We start from the raw sequence: 17,586 nt of genomic DNA, 5'->3' as shown, positions 1-17,586 counted from the left end.
ACTCCTTCATTGGTGCCTTTAAAATATCTTCCAGTTACATTTATTTAGACCTTAATATCCAAAAAATAAAGCTCTCTTGTAAGAATGTGAGTGTTTTTCTCATTGAAAAATAGGCTGAATATTATAATTAATTGGCTGTGTATATCTCTTTCAAATGATTAATTTTTGATTTTTTCTTCAAAAAAATGTGTTTTGTTATTGATTTTTAATTAATTATAATTTTTTTAAGAAAAAAAGATGAAAAAAAATTCACATTCAATGGATTTAATGGGAAAAATATTATATTTGCATCCTGTAAGGGGAAGTCAAACAAGAATTTATAACTTTCGTGGTGCAAAAATACAGGCCTTGAGACCCTGTCTTCCCCTTTTTTAAATAAAAACTAATGATAACCAGAAAAAAATTCCTTACCCTAGGCTCACTAGGTGTTATTTCTTTGTTTTTTCCTACATATGTTTTTTCCCATACCAAAGCTGAAAGTAATCCTGACGTCAATGCATTATTAAAAACTGCACGCGAATTCAGGAAAAAGGGGCAGCAGGCTAAAGCCAAGCAAATTTATCAACAGATTATTGCTCAGAATCCTAATGAGATCAGAGCATATGACGGAATGAGAAAAGTGATACTGTCTCAGAAAAAGAAAGAATGGGAAGTCATTGTTATGTTGAAAGCGGCATCATTGGCTAATCCCAACAATATTGAGATTAAACAGAGACTCTACAAAGAATATTTTAGTGCCGCATTAGGAAATAAAAGAATCAAAAAAGCCATTAACTTTAACGGCAGACTATTGTCTGATATAAAACAGAAGTATGATGCCTTTCTTCAAACTCAGCCTAATAATAAAAATTTACAGAAACAGGCTGCTAAAATAGACAGGCTTATTGAATGGAGTGCAGATTCGAAGAATCCTAATGAAAATATTGCACGGAAAGCATATAAAAAATCCCAGTATAAAAATTTCAAAAAAAGGTTTGACGAAATTTCTACCTCAGAACTTGAATCCAAACTGGCCGAACTAAATGGTAAGCCATTTTCAAAAGATCGTAAACAGCACATCCGTGAGCTTAATAGTCTTATTGTAAAAAGATACAGGAAAGAGAAAAATAATGGGACAGCTCTCAATAAAGCGATGTCGTATTACAACACGGATAAAAACGATCCGCTTTTCCTAAAATATGTAAGGGATCTGGCCAAACTTCAGAAAAATTATGATACCTTAATTAGCGTTGAAACCCAGAATCATGCCCTGAAAAATACGTTTTGGTCTGCACTGGCTCTGATGGATGCTCAATTAAGAAAAGCTAAAGAAACAAACTCTCTTCCTGCTAATCTGCAAACTCTGATCTCATATCTTGAGTCGAACGCTTTTGATCCTCAGAAGAAATTTGAATTGGTAACCAGAAAGATCAAAATAGATATTCTTAAGAACCAACCGAATAATGCTAAGAGTAAAATCCTTGAAGAGAGTAGAGGAATGTTTGGAATTACGAATACTCACTCTATTGACCGAATGAATATCTTGGCCGCAACTTATTATAAAAAAACAGGTGATACAGATGGCGTTAAGAGAATACTTGATATCGCCATACATCCGGAATCTTTTATAAACAGTGCAGATGATCTGGTAAAAAGTTTAGCATATATGAACTTGAAAAGATCTGTATCCAATCCTATTCATATCCAAAACTTAAACAAATTATTAAACAAAATATGAAGTTAAAATTTTTTTTGATTTCATTTTTTTTCTTTTCCTTCAATTTCGCTTTTTCTCAGTTAAAAATCACCGAGATTTATTACAACACTCCTTTTAATGAGAAATTACGATTTAATAAGAAAGAAAATGGGGTGGCAACAGGTGAATTTATTGATGCATATAAGCATCATAGAGGTGAATTTATTGAAATATACAATTACAGCGATAAAGATATCAGTTTGAAAAACTGGTATTTGCAGGACATGGAAGGTGTCTTCTGGCTGCCTCATGATAAGATTATCAAATCCGGTCAGTTTATGGTAATTGCTTACAGTACCATGCCTGCTTATTTAACGGAATTTCCTCAGCTTTTTTCAACGACTGCCGGAAAAGAAGATCAGATAATTCTGCAGGACAGAATCCTGTTGAGAAATAAGTATGAAAGTGTAGTGCTGGGTTATTCATTCAATGGATATGCAACTGTTGGAAAGAGTGGAATGATTTGGGAATACAGGGATGAACCCGGATTTAATTATATCCCCAATGTATGGTCAACCCCAGGTGATTTCTATACTGTAAAATCAATACAATATCATCCCGACCCTTATTATGGTTCTTTAACCTCAAATAGTTTAACACAAGATCTGTATAATAACTACGAGGCTACTCCCAACCCTTTAGATGCAACATTTAAACCTCCTATTCAAAACTACGAATCTTTGGTGATAAATGACTTTAATAACAATTATGCCTACCTGGATTGGACGGATAACGTAAATGATATCGTCAATAAGCTATGCCCGATCAATATTGAAAAAGTATCGCAGACTCCAAACGGCTCATATACAGGTAATGGCAGTGCCTGTTTCTCTTATGACAGTGCCGGGAATTTGCTTGCGGGAGCGGGCTGCACTAATGAAAGTACTCCACCTGTTGCAGTGGCGGGGTATACAACTGATGAATTAGAACTGATTAAAAATAGTATAACCATATATCCGAATCCTACGAAAGCCTCGGATCAGTATAATGTAACTTTAACATGGGCAGGTCCTGCATTAGGTAAAATACAAAGTGTACAGGTGTTTAATTCTGCTGGAGGACAGGTGTACAGCTATACGCCGGGACCCAATACAACTACATTCAGTCTGCAGAACCAGTTGCCGGGCGCATTCGTTGCCAATTTCGTATTGATTACCGGCCAGGTTATATCCAAAAATATCTTAAAGTGGTAAAATGAGAAAACAACATTTATTCTTTATATTCTTCTTTTTATTTGTCATTTCAATTCTAAAATCCCAGCAGGTTGTACAGGTTCCTTTACAGTATGATGTTTCAGGGTATTCAGAAAACGCATCAGCTCAGAAAACAGTTGCAGATCCTCTGACGCCGAGTATCAATGCTGAAATGAATGTTTCAGAGTCTGGAGCTTTAACCTATACACTTCCGATAGAAATTTTTGATGGGGTTAATGATTTCCAACCCAATATTGCATTAACCTACAATAGCCAGAGTGGTGTAGGGATGGCAGGATGGGGCTGGAATATTGTGGGGCTTTCTATGATTACCAAAGGAGGAAAAAGCCAGGAGATTGACGGAATTACCGTAGGGCCTCAATTTAATGATAATGATCCTCTGTATTTGGACGGACAAAGGCTGATTAAAATTGATGCCACTACTTTTGCTACGGAAAAGTTCTCCAAAATAAAGATTACAAAACTTACTTCCGGTGAATTTCAGTTCATGATCCAGTATACAGACGGGAAAATAGCAAAATACAAAGAGCTTGCTCCTGGACAGTATTATATTTCAGTATTTCAGGATTCATTTGAAAATATCATCAATTATACCTACCAGGTAGAAAATAATGTTCCCAGAATTACCAAAATTTCTTATGGCGGAGCCAATAATCCGTTTAGTATTAATTTTGAGTATAAACTTCGTAAAACCCCTTCTATAGCATACAGAAATGGAGTAAAGTTCACGAATAATTATGTTCTTTCCAATGTATACAGCAATTCCACTACCAGCGGGTTATTCCGAAAATATACGTTAACGCATGACTTTATCAACGGGAATACCATCGAAAGAGTAAGGAACATTGATGTCGAGAACAAAAATGGAAATAAACTTAAGCCTCTATATTTTGATTATAACCTGGGAGTAACCACAGGGGTCGTTGAAAAAACAGTACAAAGCAGTGCAGGCTTCCTTCCTGAGACAAAAGAGTTAGGGGATATTGTTGCCGGAGATTTTTATGGAAATGGAAAATTATCTACCTGTTATATTGCAAAAGGAGTAGACGGAAGTTTCTCTTTGATGAATTCAATCCACGGTAAGTTATCCATACCGATCAGTGCAGGCTCAAAATTAATAGTTGGGAAAGGGTTGACGGCTCATAATCAAATGAGTGAAAGAGATCAGTTGATTATAGCCCATACAGGCTTATTTGCCAAAATACAGATTATAGATCTGCTTACCATGGAAACCCGTACGATGGATACGACATTCCAGTCTAACGGGACATGGAATTGGGATTTTGTAACCGGGCAGTACACTCTTGACCTGTCAAAAAACTCAGATAATTATATTTCAGGAGACTTTAATAATGATGGTTTATTGGATTTAATCCACTTTGTTCAGGGTGATGCATATACCCAGTCTGCTGCCTATATGTTCGAAGTAGGAAAAACCCAGGGAACTTCTACTGTAAGTATTCCACTGGCTATTTCAAACCCTTATTCCTTCCATTTCGACAGATTGTATCAGCTTGAGCTGGATGGAGACGGAATTCCTGAAGTGATGTTTATCAATGGTGACAAGTATACCATATATAAAGTAGATTTCCTGAATAAGACTTTTTATCCGATGGATAACTTACAGGATATTGTGTTACCTGACTTCATTAATAATATTTATACAAAACGCTTTACTCCGCTTATATTTGGAGATTATAACGGAGATGGTCTTACGGATTTCATGACCCCCAAAAAGATTTATTATATTGATAATGATAACGCTGCGGGTGATGTTGCTCAAAAAATGGAATCTGAACCGCAAATGTGGTGGCAATATATAAGTACAGGAAAAGGATTTGTGGCTACTACAAAAGACTATACCGCCCAAAAGCTATCCTATATTGTTCCTTCACAGAAAAACTATGTTAAAGCAGGAGGTTCTTTCTGGAAAATGTTATGGTCTGGCCCAGATGTAGTTTATGATTATACTGAATATGGAGCAACCACTATTATCCCAACCGATTTTAACCATGATGGGAAGACAGACCTTATTTCATTTAGTAAATTTGGAAAGGTAAAGTATAGTGATACTCAAAAGCTAAGCCTTGCCGAAATTCAGAATATAGATGTTTGGTATTGGGATAAAACAGTTTTTCCTTACCAGATAAAACCTACCTTATATACCAATAAGATCTATCTTCACGAAAACAAAACCGATACGCAGGGGAATAATAATTTCACCACATTGAATACGGTCTTACCTCTGAATGCCGATACGATCTCCCCGTTCGCTGTTCCTTTGGAATCTACAAGCTTTAATCAGCTTAATACCTATAAGTCAAGCTTAATAATATATGATCCTTTAACGAGAAAGGATGTTACTTTTACGATCAATAACGACAGGTTTACAGAGCAGCTGATCAAAAAAGTATCTAATGGCTCAGGAGTAGACCAGCTTGTAGAATACAAACCGATGATGGTGGATGTTAACAACAGTACGGAGAGATGTTATACCCGCGATGTGGCGCAAGGACATTTCCAGTACCCATACTACGTGCATAAAAACAATGGTTCCACTTATTTGGCTCATAAAATCCATACATTGTTTGACGGAAATATTCTGACGAAAGAATACAGATATGAAAATGCAGTTCAACACTTGGCCGGAAAAGGGCTTTTAGGTTTTCAGAAAACTTTTACCAGTGATGCCTATGAATCGGAGCTTAGAAGTGGAAAATATGTCAATAAGAACCCCGTAAAAGCTGTCTTCTGGAATATTGTTACGAAAGATGCCACTTTAGATAATGCAGTAGTGAAGAATACCTATGGAGGATTAAACAAATTCTTCACGGAAAACATTATTACCAGCGAAAAATTTGACAGAGGTAATAAACAATATCTTATACTATCCAAAGAAGAGATCTCAAAAGACTATCTGAAGAAAATCACCATCTCTAAAAAGTATGAGTATGATGAAGCAGATGATCTAAAATTAAAAACCGTTTATACAGATTTTAGCGGGGCCGGTTCTGCCATTTCGAAATATACATATAAGCCGGAATCATGGAATGGAAGCCATTATTACTATGGTAAAATCGCTTCTGTAGAAAATGTTACTTATAAAGATGGTTTATCTTTCAGCAGTAAAGATGAATCAGATTACTACCCGAACGGGAATATTTCAGAAAACAGAAAGTATGGTAACCAGGTAGGAGCGCCTCCTATCGTCACCTCATTCACCTATTATCCATATGGAAGCACTAAAACTGAAACGATATCCACAACAGGACTTGCTTCGCAGACTACGTCTTATGAATACGATTCCACCAACCGTTACGTGAATAAAACAACTACTCCGGACGGGCTCTCTTCAACATCAGTAGTTAATATATTTGGAGATGAACAATCTGAAACATCATCATTAGGACTAGTTACTTCTTATACTTATGATGAATGGGGCAATACTACAGAGATCACAGATTTTCTGGGGAAAAAGACAACCATCTCCAAATCCGTGGCAGATCCGATAACCGGAGGGCAATACAATATCCATAAAAAAAGAGAAGGAGGAGTAGAAGCTATTACGGTTTTCGACAGGCTTGACAGGGAAATCATGACTAAAACACAGTCTATAAACGGAAAATGGCTGGTATCGAAAAAGCAGTATGATGTTTTAGGAAGAGTAATAAAAAATTCCGAACCGTACTTTGAAGGAGAACCTGTAAAATGGAATACAATTGAGTACGACGAAATAAACCGCCCCGTAAAAAATATAACATTTACTGGGAAAGTAATTACTACTTGTTATGAAGGGTTAAAAATAACAGTGGAAGACGGTTACAGGAAAACATCCAAAACCCTGGATGCCATGGGGCATACCATAAGACAACAGGACCATGGTGGTGTGATTGCTCATTCATATTATCCTAACGGAGCTCTTAAAGAAACCAACTACGAAGGAATAAAAACAACCTTTGAAATTAATGGATGGGGATATAAAACTAAAATTACAGATCCTTCTGCAGGAATATTCACTTTTGAATATGACAACATGGGAAGAGTTACTAAAGAAACGACCCCCAAAGGATATACGTTGTATGGATATGATGATTTAGGAAGACCTTTAACGGAGAAAACATATGGCAATACTCCGGCCGATAATACCAATATAGAAAAAACCTATACCTACAATGGGCAGACCAAACTTCCTGAAACAATTACAGGAACCAGCAACGGACAGAGTTTTACCTATACCAACTACTATGACCAATATTATCGTTTAAAAGGTAAAAAAGAAGAAACACCTGAGTTTACCTATACAACAAATACTTCTTTTGATGCTTTCGGAAGAGCGGACGTTGTAGACATGTCAACCTTTATTGCCGGATATTACAACACTGCCTCATCTGTCAAAAATATATATGATGCTAACGGTATACTGATACAGCAGAATAATAATCAAACCGGTGCCATGATCTGGCATTTGTCAAATGTTGATGCAATAGGGCATAGCACCCAAATGGAATATGGAAACGGATATACCATTACCAACCAGTATAACCCAAGTGATAATTCCTTATTCAACACGAGACACCAGAATACCAGTAATGGAACTCTTGTTCTTGATGTAGACTATGAGTATGACGTAAACAAAGGAGTTCTAAAATGGAGAAGAAACAATACCTTCAACAAAAAAGAAGATTTCACTTACGATAAACTTAACAGATTGCTCACAGAAGCAGTGAACGGAGTTTTAGTCAATGAGTATACATATGATAAAAGGGGAAGAATAACTTCCAACACAGAACTAGGAAAGTATAATTATAATGAAACGGATTATAAGCTCCAAAGTATTGACTTTAATGCAAACGGACAGAATGTAAATACTCAGAGAGGATTTGCCAATATCACTTATAATGCATTCAAAAGTCCTAATACGATTACAAGTAATAATGATAACATCAACTTTGAGTACAATATCCTGAAGTCGAGATATTCCATGAAGTATAGGTTTGGGCTCAAAGAAAGATTTTATTCATCTGATTTTGCTGTGGAAATCACAAGGACTTCCGGTAAAGGAGGTGAAAAATTAGAAATTGTGACCTATGTTACCGGAGATCCATATACTGCCAATTATATCAAAAAAGAGGTAGTACAGAATGGGGTCCCTATGTCCAAAGAAAATTACTATCTGCACCGTGACAATCTGGGAAGTATCCTGGCCATTACAAAATCAGACGGAGCTGTAGTAGAAAAACGTTTCTTCGACGCATGGGGTAATCTGAAAGCTTTAACAGATGCTTCAGGTCAATTGATTACCAACGCGCAGGAATTAGCTACGAGAGAATACTTTATAGACAGAGGATATACGGGGCATGAACATCTATGGAGAGTAGGTCTTATCAACATGAATGCGCGTATGTATGACCCGGTAATGAGAAAATTCCTGAGTCCTGACACCCTTGTTCCTGATCCGTCCAATACACAAAGCTATGACAGATTTGGATATGCATACAACAACCCGTTACTATTCATAGATGCTGACGGAAACGAACCTATTACCATCGGAATTGCCATCCTTATTGGAGTAGCAGTGGCTGTTACGACGAAGATTATTCTTAATGCAATTGATGGTGTGCCGTTCTGGTATGGACTCGGAAAAAGTGCCGTCACGGGAGCCGTCATGGGAGCTATAAGTTTCGGAATAGGCTCGGCAGCCACCAGCGCCGCCGCAAGCTTTGTCGGCAAGGCTGCCTTGCAGGCAGGATTACATGCAGTAACCGGAGGAATGATGTCTGCATTGGAAACAGGAAATTTTGGAACAGGATTTTTATCCGGTGCGGTATCTTCTATTATTTCAAGCGGAATACAGGCATTAGGGACTAACTTCACAGGAAACGGGGCTATGCAGGATGCCAACCGTAATTATATTTCCTTAAATAAATTTGGCAGCAGCGATCTCATAAAAGCAACAATGCTTGCTGCAGGAGGTTTGTCGGGTGGCCTTTCAGCAACTATTGCCGGAGGTAAATTCTGGCAGGGATTCAGACAAGGAATCATTACTTCAGGGCTTAACCACTTGGCACACTTTGTGAATAAAGAAATTTTCCAGCAAAAGCCAAGACCGAAGTGGGCAAGTGTATATGCTAATTTCCCTAAAGAAAGAGGTACATCACCTATTAAAGGATTTAAATATGGAGAAGCAAGGGCAGATGCAGCTTATACATCAGCCGGAGGAAAATTAGAAGAATTACATTTCTCCGGAAATAAGGATTATCATCATTCATGTGCATTAAAATGTTCACTTGGACTTGGAAGAAGCGGAGTGGCTTTTCCCAAAAGAGACTTTTTTGCTGAAGATGGAACCGGAGTAATTTTAACAGCACAAAAATTGCTTGATGTATTAACAAAAGAAATGGGGTGGATACCTGATGCTACATTTACAGGCAGCCCGTTTGATGCAGCTAACTGGAAAAAGTTCTCAGGTTCACAGGGAATCCTGATTCAGATTCCAGCGACAAAAGGAAGTATGGGACCTGGAATTACAGGACATGCAACAATTTATGGTGTCAGTGAATATGTATCTAAAACATTTATGCCTACCTTGTACGAGAATACCAAGAATTATTTCTTTAAATTGCCTTAATGATGAGAATAGTAACCTTTTTGATACTTTTTGCAGTCAGCTTCAAAGCCCAGACTTATACAGATTCTTTTACACAGGAAGAATGGGACAAAATAACGCAGGCTAAAAACGAAGCTGAAGTAAAAGAAATTTTGAGTAAAGATGTAGTCACGAAACATTCATTCAAAAAATTACTGGAATCCAAATGTATAGAAGATCTTTATACCTATCAGTTCAAATCTATGGACTCCCTTTATAAGACCAAACATTATGAGGCCTTAACGAAAAAGAATTATTTGCTGACATTTTACAATTTGTCAAAATTCGGCAATGGGCGGTTCAGTAATTTTGATGACGATGGGTTTTTAAATCTGGTAAATGATTTCTCCAATAGTATCGTTTATAAATTATTAAAAAAGGAGTATGCTGAGATCTATAAAAAAGACTATGTGAAATTAGTGGGAATACAGCAAATTTCACCTTCTTATTTCTGTGAGAAAGTAGTGGAAGAAAGCTATGAAGACTACTATAAAAAACTCATCAATACAGTGAAATTTAGAACCGGTAAGAATTAAAAGTTTTCAATCATAAGGAAGTTCCGCAATGTCAAAGACATTGCGGAACTTTATTTATAAATCTGTTTCATTTTCATTTTTCTATCCGGAATTAGTTTTTAATTTTATTTTTGAATTATGAATCTTGAATTAAACCTCTTGGAGAAACTGGTTCCCCTGTTTTCCGAAAAATGGAAAGAACAGTATGGCGCTGCATTAGCCGAAGAGCACCTTCAGAATATCCATATAAACCTGCTAAAATTTAAAAAAAGGACTCTTGATTGGGAGTATCCTTATTTTAATGAAGAAATAAAAATAAACAGAGCAGAGAGTTTCAATACCTTTACCAGCATTCTCGAAAGTTTGGATTCTGATGAAATAAAAGCCCGACAGCTGGAAAAGATTTCATTTGAACACTGGCTGAACGTTTTAGGACAAAGAATAACCTCAGCGAGTATCCGTAATGAAACAGCAATTCCACCCTTAAAACATATTTTAATTGAAAGTTGTAAGAAACTTTTCAATGATGAAATCACGATTGCACAAAGAGCCTGGGAAAAACATGTAGGAAGAATGGATGATCCTTTTTGGGGCGAGGTTAAAGGCAACAATCAGCAGAAGCAGGAAAAAGTAATGGAGAGAATCTATTACATCATTGATCATAGAACATGGTGGAACGTCTTCTTTCATTACAAGCATGACCTGGTCTTCGAAATAAGAGAAAAAGAAGGTCACGGAATCCGTTGGAGCCATGATGGGAAACAACTCATCGGTTTTCTTGAGACTTTCATCAACGAATAATTTTCATACAGCGTAAATAGATTGCGCTTTCTTTTTTCAAATTTGTTGGCAAAAATTTACTTCCGGTTCTGTTGACATGAATAATCTCTATAATAAAGGTCCTTTTAGAAATCATGAATATGGAAAAATCACTCCATATCAGAAAAAATATGGAAATAGGAAATGGAGAAGAACCATAACTTCTGAAATCGAAGATCAATTGCGGGAATTAGTAACGTTCCGAAAATTAAGAAAAGGAAAACGAAAACTGATATGGATAAAGATCACCAAAAAGTTCAGAGGGGAAAAGCGGTCCGACTACAAAAGCTTTTATACAGAAAAACAGTTCAGAAGGACAGTGAATAATCCTCATATAATCAGATATTATATTATAAAAAATAAATTAAAATAAAAACAAATGAAAACGTACGTCGATATTGGCATTAACCTGACCAATAAACAGTTCTATAATGAACATGACAAAATTATTAACCGTGCTCTGGATAACGGGGTAGAACAAATGATCCTCACCGGAACCAGTGTGAGAGGAAGCAGAGAATCAGCATCCATTGCAGAAGAATATCCGGGAATTTTATTTTCAACCGCTGGAATTCATCCTCATGATGCAAAATCATTTAATGATCAAAGTATTAATGACCTCAGAAAATTATTGCAATATGATTATATAGTCTCTGTAGGAGAATGTGGACTGGATTTTGACCGGGATTTTTCACCAAGACCAGTTCAGGAAAAATGTTACCGTGCCCAGCTCGAATTAGCCATTGAAGTCGATAAGCCGCTTTTTCTTCATGAAAGATCTGCCTTTAAAAGATTTAATGAAATTACGGATGAATATATCTCCTCACTTCCCGAAGCTGTGGTACATTGTTTTACCGGAACTTTAGAAGAAGCCAAGATGTACCTGAATAAAGGATTTTACTTAGGATTTACCGGAGCTATCAGTGATGAAAAAAGATTTAAACATCTGGAAGATGTTATCAGGTATGTTCCTCTCGACAGGATGATGATTGAAACGGATGCTCCCTTTATGCTCCCCAAAAATATGCCCGGAATTCAAAACAGACGTAATGAACCCTCATTTTTACCGTATGTTGCCCAGACAATTGCTCATTTAAAAAAAATCAGTATTTCTGAAGTGGCAGATGAGACAACACGGGTCGCCGGAAAATTTTTCAGACTATAAAAAAGAGCTCTACTAAATCAGTAAAGCTCTTTTTTATGATAAACAAAATTGTTTTGTTTTATATACTCTTCCAGGCAGCTTCTAAAGCAAGCTCAATCATAGGCTTTAAAGCTTTTTCTCTCTCGTCAGCCGAAATGTTTTCGTGAGTTGGGATAATATCTGAAACCGTAAGAATAGTTGCTGCATTTTTCCCTAAATGTTTAGCATTGGCAAATAATCCGAAAGCTTCCATTTCTACTGCCAGACAATTGTATTTTGCTGCAATAGCAGGAATATTCGGGTCTTTTCTGTAGAAAATATCACTACTGTGAATGTTAGTTGTCTTGGCTTTTAAAGACAATTCCTCGGCAGTTTCGGTAATGGTATTAAAAATATTACCTTGTGGAGCAATGATCTCTTCTTCTATTCCCCATGCAAATTTGGCATAGGTACTTTCACTGGCTGCATTTTCTACGATCAAAAGATCAAAAAGATTTAAATCCGTAGTATAAGCACCACAAGTCCCGATTCTGATAATTGTCTCTACATCGTATTCAGAAAACAATTCATAAGAATAAATACCGATACTCGGAAAACCCATTCCGCTGGCTCCCACAGTAATTTCCTTCCCTTTATAGATCCCTGTATAATAAAAGATCCCTCTGGTTTTGCTTACCAGTTTTGCATTTTCTAAAAAATTCTCTGCAATATATTGTGCACGAAGCGGATCTCCCGGCTGCAACACAACTTTAGCAATTTCTCCCTTTTTGGCACTGATGTGAATACTCATAATAATTTTTTAACACCGCAAATATATCAACTTTAAGGCATAAAAAGGTTGGGAAAACTGATCTGAATAGGAACAAAAAAGGAAAAAAGAGTATCTTTGCGGCAGAAAATTTATGAAACAACAAAGAGCACATATCAATGTAAGTCTATGCAAAAGCCCTTCAATAGAAGGATTATTTGGGTATGATGACATGATATGGAATGAGGCGGAATGTGCTTACTTTGAAAATTATTTACTATAAACTTGTAAAAATTAAATCAAAATATAACAGAAACGCCTCGATTTTCGAGGCGTTTTTTGTGTTTTTAGGAAAGAAATTATTTAGAATGAAAAAAAATAACCATAAAAGTGAAAATTTTTTAATCAGCAATGAAACTTTAATACAATAAAATAGAGTGATAGACAACCCGATGAGAGACAGTCATTTAGGTGAAAACAGTATCTGCAAAACATTGCGGACGGGGATTTTCTATTTTAAATTTTGATCTTAATTATTTGATTTTCAAATACTTGCATTTAAAATTTATTTGCGGATTTGAAAAAATCCTGTTTACTTTGCAACCGAAAATTAAAAACAACAAGTTTTCACCCATCAAAAAATAACTTGATTAAAAACAAGAAAAATAAAATGAAACATTTACACAATATATTCAATCCTTATGCAAGATTACACGGGCAGGAACCGATGTGGTTGGTATGCATTCTTGATAGTGAATTGGTGAATAAAAGGTGCTTATATACGTAGGTTTCTCGTAACCTGATACGTCAAAATAATACAGCACCTCCCAAAAGAGGTGCTTTTTTTATGGTTTCTCTAGCTTATTTGGTAAAGCGTCGGTTTGTGGCACCGAAAAACAGGGTTCGATTCCCGGAGATACCCAAATATAATCTCATAGCTCAATGGGTTAGAGCACCGGTCTTTTAAACCGGGGGTTGAAAGTTCAAATCTTTCTGGGATTGCTAGGGTTTCGTAGCTCAACAGGATAGAGCATCAGTTTTCTAAACCGAGGATTAGAGGTTCAAATCCTCTCGGGATCACAATGGAGAGCAGGCAAATACTGGTTCGTTGCGGCTTACTGCTAATGAGTTCTACAACAGTAGTGAAGATTCGATTCCTTCGCTCTCCGCAAAAGGTCTATTGAGGTAATGGCAACCTGCCCGATTGTCTCTCGGGCACCGCGAGTTCGATTCTCGCATAGACCGCAAAGGTTCACGGAACATTTCGGATCCGACTGTCTCTCGGAAAAGAAATGGGAACTGAACCTCAAAACTGGAAAGATAACGGTGGTTGTTTACCCGCCTTGGACGCGGGAGGTCATAGGTTCGAATCCTATTTTCCAGACAATGGCTCCATTCGTCTAATGGTACAGGACGCCTGCCTTTCGAGCAGTAAATGAGGGTTCGATTCCCTTATGGAGTACAAAAGATTTCGTAGCTCAAGTGGTAGAGTATCGGTTTCATACGCCGAAGGTTGAAGGTTCGAATCCTTCCGAAATTACCAATGATTTTGTAGCTCAACGGTAGAGCAACGGCCTGTTAAGCCGAAGGTTGGAAGTTCGAGTCTTCCCAAATCGCAAATAACTGAATAGTAATTGTTTCAAGGGAGAAAGTAAAAGTTTGTCAAGCGCAGAAGCTCTTTACATCAAAAACACAAAAGACAAGCTTTTCTTGCTCCGAAAATGATGGTTCGCCGAAGTGGAAGAGTCGGGGCGGTCTGCAAAACCGTTGCGTGAGCTGAGTGGGTTTTGAAATGTGAAACATTCGCGAATTCAAAAAAGAAAAATAATGGTTATGAGCAATCCCATAACCATCTCCAGTAACTAAAATGAGATAAGTTCAGGAGAAGAATTAAGGTTTGTCGGGCGCAGAAGTTCTTATATCAAACAAAAAATATAGACAGGCTTTAGATTTTCTTCGAAGTGAAATTACTTATTACTCATTTAAAAAGGAAGTGCGCCGGAGCTGGAGAGCCGGGGCAGACTGTAAATCTGTTGCTTTTATAGCTGAGTAGGTTCGAATCCTACCACTTCCACTACTTAACTGATAATGTAATGGCAGCATGCAGGAAATTATACTCTTGTTGTTCAGGTTCGATTCCTGGTCAGTTGATTTTGATAACACAATAAAAATAAATAAAAGGAAACGGGATGGTTTGTCAAGCGCAGAAGATCTTTACAAACATTACTAACAGGCATATTTTTATAGACAGGCCTTCTCTAACCTTATATGAATAATGAGTAATAGGTGTGAATAATCATTTCAATTCTAATATTACTCATGAAAATGCAGGAATGGCGGAACTGGCAGACGCACTTGATTTAGGCTCAAGGTATTGGGGGTTCGAATCCCTCTTCCTGTACAAAATGCCTCTCTATTCCAATTGGCAGAGAAATCGGTTTTAAACTCCGTATAGTCCCGGTTCGAATCCGGGGAGAGGTACAAATATATAAGTAATGAGTAATCGGTAATAAGTAATGGTTGCGAATGTAAATGATGAATTATCAGTTTAATAAATACAGTTTTTATTACTGATTACTAATCACTCATGGCTTATGAAAGTTCGGGATCAGTGGTGTACAAGGTGTGCACGTTTGTCTGAAAAACAAAATGGAGCCGTTCAATTCGGTTCTGATCCACAAAAAATGAGTAATAAATAATGGGAAATAAGCAATATTGTGAAAGTAAGATAGATCAAACGTATAACTCATAACTCATAACTCATAACTCATACTGATTCATAGTGTAATTGGTCAGCACACAAGACTTTGACTCTTGTGGTTTAGGTTCGAATCCTAATGAGTCAGCAGAATTACTCTGATAGTGTAATGGCAGCACGTCAGTCTCCAAAACTGATGGTATAGGTTCGAATCCTGTTCGGAGTGCAAAAAAGAAATGACAATTCACTTGTCAAAATATCATTTTAGAATTATAAAAAATAGACAACCTAAACATGTAGAAAAAATGGAAACGCAACAACAGACATGGCAAAACTTACATGGAAAAATCTTCCATCAACCTATCATACAGCTGGTAGAAGAAGCCATCATCCGCGAACAAGCCAATGGACACCGACTGAAAGTTTGTGTGGGATCGGATTCCCATGTATATGGTGATACCATTAATTATGCTACGGCAGTAGTATTTATTCGTGAGGGAAAAGGAGCGTTTACCTTTATCAGAAAAGAAAGAGAGATACAAAGTATCAGTATCAAAGAACGAATGCTGAATGAAGTCAACAAATCTGTAGAAATTGCCTATGCAATCTGTTCTATTCTTGACGCTTATGGAGTGGAAATGGAGGTGCATGCGGATATCAATACCGATCCTGAATTCAAATCCAATATTGCACTGAAAGATGCTATGGGATATATTCTGGGAATGGGATATGTGTTCAAAGCGAAACCTCATGCTTTTGCAAGTTCCAATTGTGCCGATATGGTGGTTTAACTTAATAAATAACAACCTTAAAAGATAAATTATGAGACGAGAAGTATTACAAAGATTTCTTACGAACACCGATGAGACCGGAAGATTCATTGTAAAATCTTCCGTCACAGGAATTACTTATTTCGTGGAACCCCTCTACAGAGGAAAAACGGCTGTTTGGGGAGATCTGAATCCGGCCACAAAGCAGTTGGAAGGAAATTACGGAAGTAAAAATACAGGAGCTGTCAAAGAAAGAGAGTCTTTACTAACCGAAGAAAACGGATTTATGAATATCGGTTACTTCAAAGGAAGCCCCTTTGGAGAGATTGACAGACGGGATAAGGAGCACGAAGAAAGAATGAATTTGATTTAAATAATAAGCAATGGAAATGACAAAAAGATTATTGTTTTTGGATGATGTGAGATATCCTATTGAGGCTTTTCATTACACAAAACAGGATATTTTTCTTAGAAAAGACTGGTATATTGTTCGAAACTACGAGCAATTTGTCAGCAGAATCCTGAAAAAAGGACTTCCTGAAGTGATTTCTTTTGATCATGATCTTGCAGATAAACATTATCTTAAACCGGATTCTCAGGAATACACAGAAAAGACAGGATACGATTGTGCCAAATGGTTAATAGAATATTGTCTGGATCATCAGGCAGAATTGCCTCAGTTCTATTGTCATTCCATGAATCCTGTGGGAAAAGACAACATAATGAATCTGTTTGAAAACTTTAAAAAATGTAGTTAGTTTAAAAACTATTAAAAAATTAAAACAATGAAACCGAATATATTTTTTACGGCGGATCATCATTTCGGTCACGCCAACATTATAAAATTTTCCGAGAGGCCGTTTGAGTCGCTGGAACATATGAACGAAGAGCTCATTAAACGATGGAATGAGAGAATAAAGGAAAATGATACCGTTTACCATCTGGGAGATGTGAGTTTAGGTAAACCGGATTTCACGAAAGAAATTCTGGATAGATTAAACGGCAAAATCCACCTCATAAAAGGCAATCATGAGTACTCCGCTCTTCGTGTCCAGGATAGATTTGAATGGATTAAAGATTACGCCGAGATCTACATCGAAGATGAAGAAGTAAAAACAGGTAAGCAAAAAATTACACTTTTGCACTATTCCATGCGTACCTGGAACGGATCTCACCGCGGATCATGGCAGTTATACGGTCATTCCCATGGAACATTGCCTGATGATAAAATGAGTTTAAGCCTCGATGTAGGTGTAGATTGCCATAATTTTTATCCGGTCTCTTACGAAGAAGTAAA

The 17,586-nt window shown here is 36.9% G+C and carries 12 protein-coding genes and 14 tRNA genes; 25 read left to right on the top strand and 1 reads right to left on the bottom strand.

The window, feature by feature from the left end:
* Positions 1-385: 385 nt before the first annotated feature.
* The 7 genes from ACGHIN_RS04805 to ACGHIN_RS04775 all read left to right on the top strand — a co-directional run bounded on the left by ACGHIN_RS04805 (position 386) and on the right by ACGHIN_RS04775 (position 12,094).
* On the top strand, positions 386-1,717 hold the full coding sequence (locus tag ACGHIN_RS04805; protein WP_390451277.1) for a tetratricopeptide repeat protein: 1,332 nt from the start codon (positions 386-388) through the stop codon (positions 1,715-1,717).
* A 14-nt stretch (positions 1,718-1,731) separates the two neighbouring features.
* Entirely contained in the window at positions 1,732-2,928 is a 1,197-nt protein-coding gene (locus ACGHIN_RS04800; RefSeq protein ID WP_390451274.1) for a lamin tail domain-containing protein, read from the top strand.
* A 1-nt stretch (position 2,929) separates the two neighbouring features.
* Entirely contained in the window at positions 2,930-9,577 is a 6,648-nt protein-coding gene (locus ACGHIN_RS04795) for an RHS repeat-associated core domain-containing protein (RefSeq protein ID WP_390451271.1), read from the top strand.
* Positions 9,577-10,131 (top strand): hypothetical protein, encoded by a 555-nt coding sequence (locus ACGHIN_RS04790; protein WP_390451268.1) that lies wholly within the window; start codon positions 9,577-9,579, stop codon positions 10,129-10,131. Before ACGHIN_RS04795 ends, ACGHIN_RS04790 begins: the two co-directional genes overlap by 1 nt.
* A gap of 117 nt (positions 10,132-10,248) precedes the next feature.
* Positions 10,249-10,911 (top strand): hypothetical protein, encoded by a 663-nt coding sequence (locus ACGHIN_RS04785; RefSeq protein ID WP_390451264.1) that lies wholly within the window; start codon positions 10,249-10,251, stop codon positions 10,909-10,911.
* Positions 10,912-10,987: 76 nt separating this feature from the next.
* Entirely contained in the window at positions 10,988-11,302 is a 315-nt protein-coding gene (locus tag ACGHIN_RS04780) for a hypothetical protein (RefSeq protein ID WP_390451261.1), read from the top strand.
* A 6-nt stretch (positions 11,303-11,308) separates the two neighbouring features.
* Positions 11,309-12,094 carry a TatD family hydrolase gene (locus ACGHIN_RS04775; protein WP_390451258.1) on the top strand — a complete coding sequence of 262 codons (786 nt, stop codon included), beginning with the start codon at positions 11,309-11,311 and terminating at the stop codon, positions 12,092-12,094.
* A gap of 58 nt (positions 12,095-12,152) precedes the next feature.
* Here ACGHIN_RS04775 and deoD read toward each other — a convergent pair whose 3' ends face one another.
* Positions 12,153-12,863 carry a purine-nucleoside phosphorylase gene (deoD, locus tag ACGHIN_RS04770; RefSeq protein ID WP_390451257.1) on the bottom strand — a complete coding sequence of 237 codons (711 nt, stop codon included), beginning with the start codon at positions 12,861-12,863 and terminating at the stop codon, positions 12,153-12,155.
* An 807-nt stretch (positions 12,864-13,670) separates the two neighbouring features.
* Here deoD and ACGHIN_RS04765 point away from each other — a divergent pair.
* The 18 genes from ACGHIN_RS04765 to ACGHIN_RS04680 form a co-directional block, all read left to right on the top strand.
* A tRNA-His gene (locus tag ACGHIN_RS04765) sits at positions 13,671-13,744 on the top strand.
* A 5-nt stretch (positions 13,745-13,749) separates the two neighbouring features.
* A tRNA-Lys gene (locus ACGHIN_RS04760) sits at positions 13,750-13,823 on the top strand.
* 4 nt (positions 13,824-13,827) lie between these two features.
* Positions 13,828-13,901: transfer RNA gene (locus ACGHIN_RS04755), tRNA-Arg, on the top strand.
* A 94-nt stretch (positions 13,902-13,995) separates the two neighbouring features.
* Positions 13,996-14,066 (top strand) — tRNA-Asp (locus ACGHIN_RS04750).
* Between the two features lie 67 nt (positions 14,067-14,133).
* Positions 14,134-14,205 (top strand) — tRNA-Pro (locus ACGHIN_RS04745).
* Positions 14,206-14,210: 5 nt separating this feature from the next.
* Positions 14,211-14,283 (top strand) — tRNA-Glu (locus tag ACGHIN_RS04740).
* 5 nt (positions 14,284-14,288) lie between these two features.
* Positions 14,289-14,364: transfer RNA gene (locus tag ACGHIN_RS04735), tRNA-Met, on the top strand.
* 1 nt (position 14,365) lies between these two features.
* Positions 14,366-14,438, top strand: a tRNA-Asn gene (locus tag ACGHIN_RS04730).
* Positions 14,439-14,810: 372 nt separating this feature from the next.
* Positions 14,811-14,895: transfer RNA gene (locus tag ACGHIN_RS04725), tRNA-Tyr, on the top strand.
* 253 nt (positions 14,896-15,148) lie between these two features.
* A tRNA-Leu gene (locus ACGHIN_RS04720) sits at positions 15,149-15,222 on the top strand.
* A gap of 6 nt (positions 15,223-15,228) precedes the next feature.
* Positions 15,229-15,302, top strand: a tRNA-Leu gene (locus ACGHIN_RS04715).
* 124 nt (positions 15,303-15,426) lie between these two features.
* Positions 15,427-15,499, top strand: a tRNA-Phe gene (locus tag ACGHIN_RS04710).
* A gap of 95 nt (positions 15,500-15,594) precedes the next feature.
* Positions 15,595-15,667, top strand: a tRNA-Gln gene (locus ACGHIN_RS04705).
* Between the two features lie 7 nt (positions 15,668-15,674).
* A tRNA-Trp gene (locus tag ACGHIN_RS04700) sits at positions 15,675-15,745 on the top strand.
* A gap of 79 nt (positions 15,746-15,824) precedes the next feature.
* Positions 15,825-16,310 carry a ribonuclease H-like YkuK family protein gene (locus tag ACGHIN_RS04695; protein WP_390451254.1) on the top strand — a complete coding sequence of 162 codons (486 nt, stop codon included), beginning with the start codon at positions 15,825-15,827 and terminating at the stop codon, positions 16,308-16,310.
* Between the two features lie 31 nt (positions 16,311-16,341).
* On the top strand, positions 16,342-16,662 hold the full coding sequence (locus tag ACGHIN_RS04690; protein WP_390451252.1) for a hypothetical protein: 321 nt from the start codon (positions 16,342-16,344) through the stop codon (positions 16,660-16,662).
* 10 nt (positions 16,663-16,672) lie between these two features.
* Entirely contained in the window at positions 16,673-17,047 is a 375-nt protein-coding gene (locus ACGHIN_RS04685; RefSeq protein WP_390451249.1) for a cyclic-phosphate processing receiver domain-containing protein, read from the top strand.
* 27 nt (positions 17,048-17,074) lie between these two features.
* The coding region (locus ACGHIN_RS04680; RefSeq protein WP_390451247.1) for a metallophosphoesterase family protein at positions 17,075-17,586 on the top strand (512 nt) is incomplete at its 3' end.

Source organism: Chryseobacterium barbadense (genome assembly GCF_042849955.1).
Classification (GTDB): domain Bacteria; phylum Bacteroidota; class Bacteroidia; order Flavobacteriales; family Weeksellaceae; genus Chryseobacterium.
Note: the sequence above shows the minus strand (reverse complement) of the source record. Positions and strands in the feature narration are given on the sequence as shown.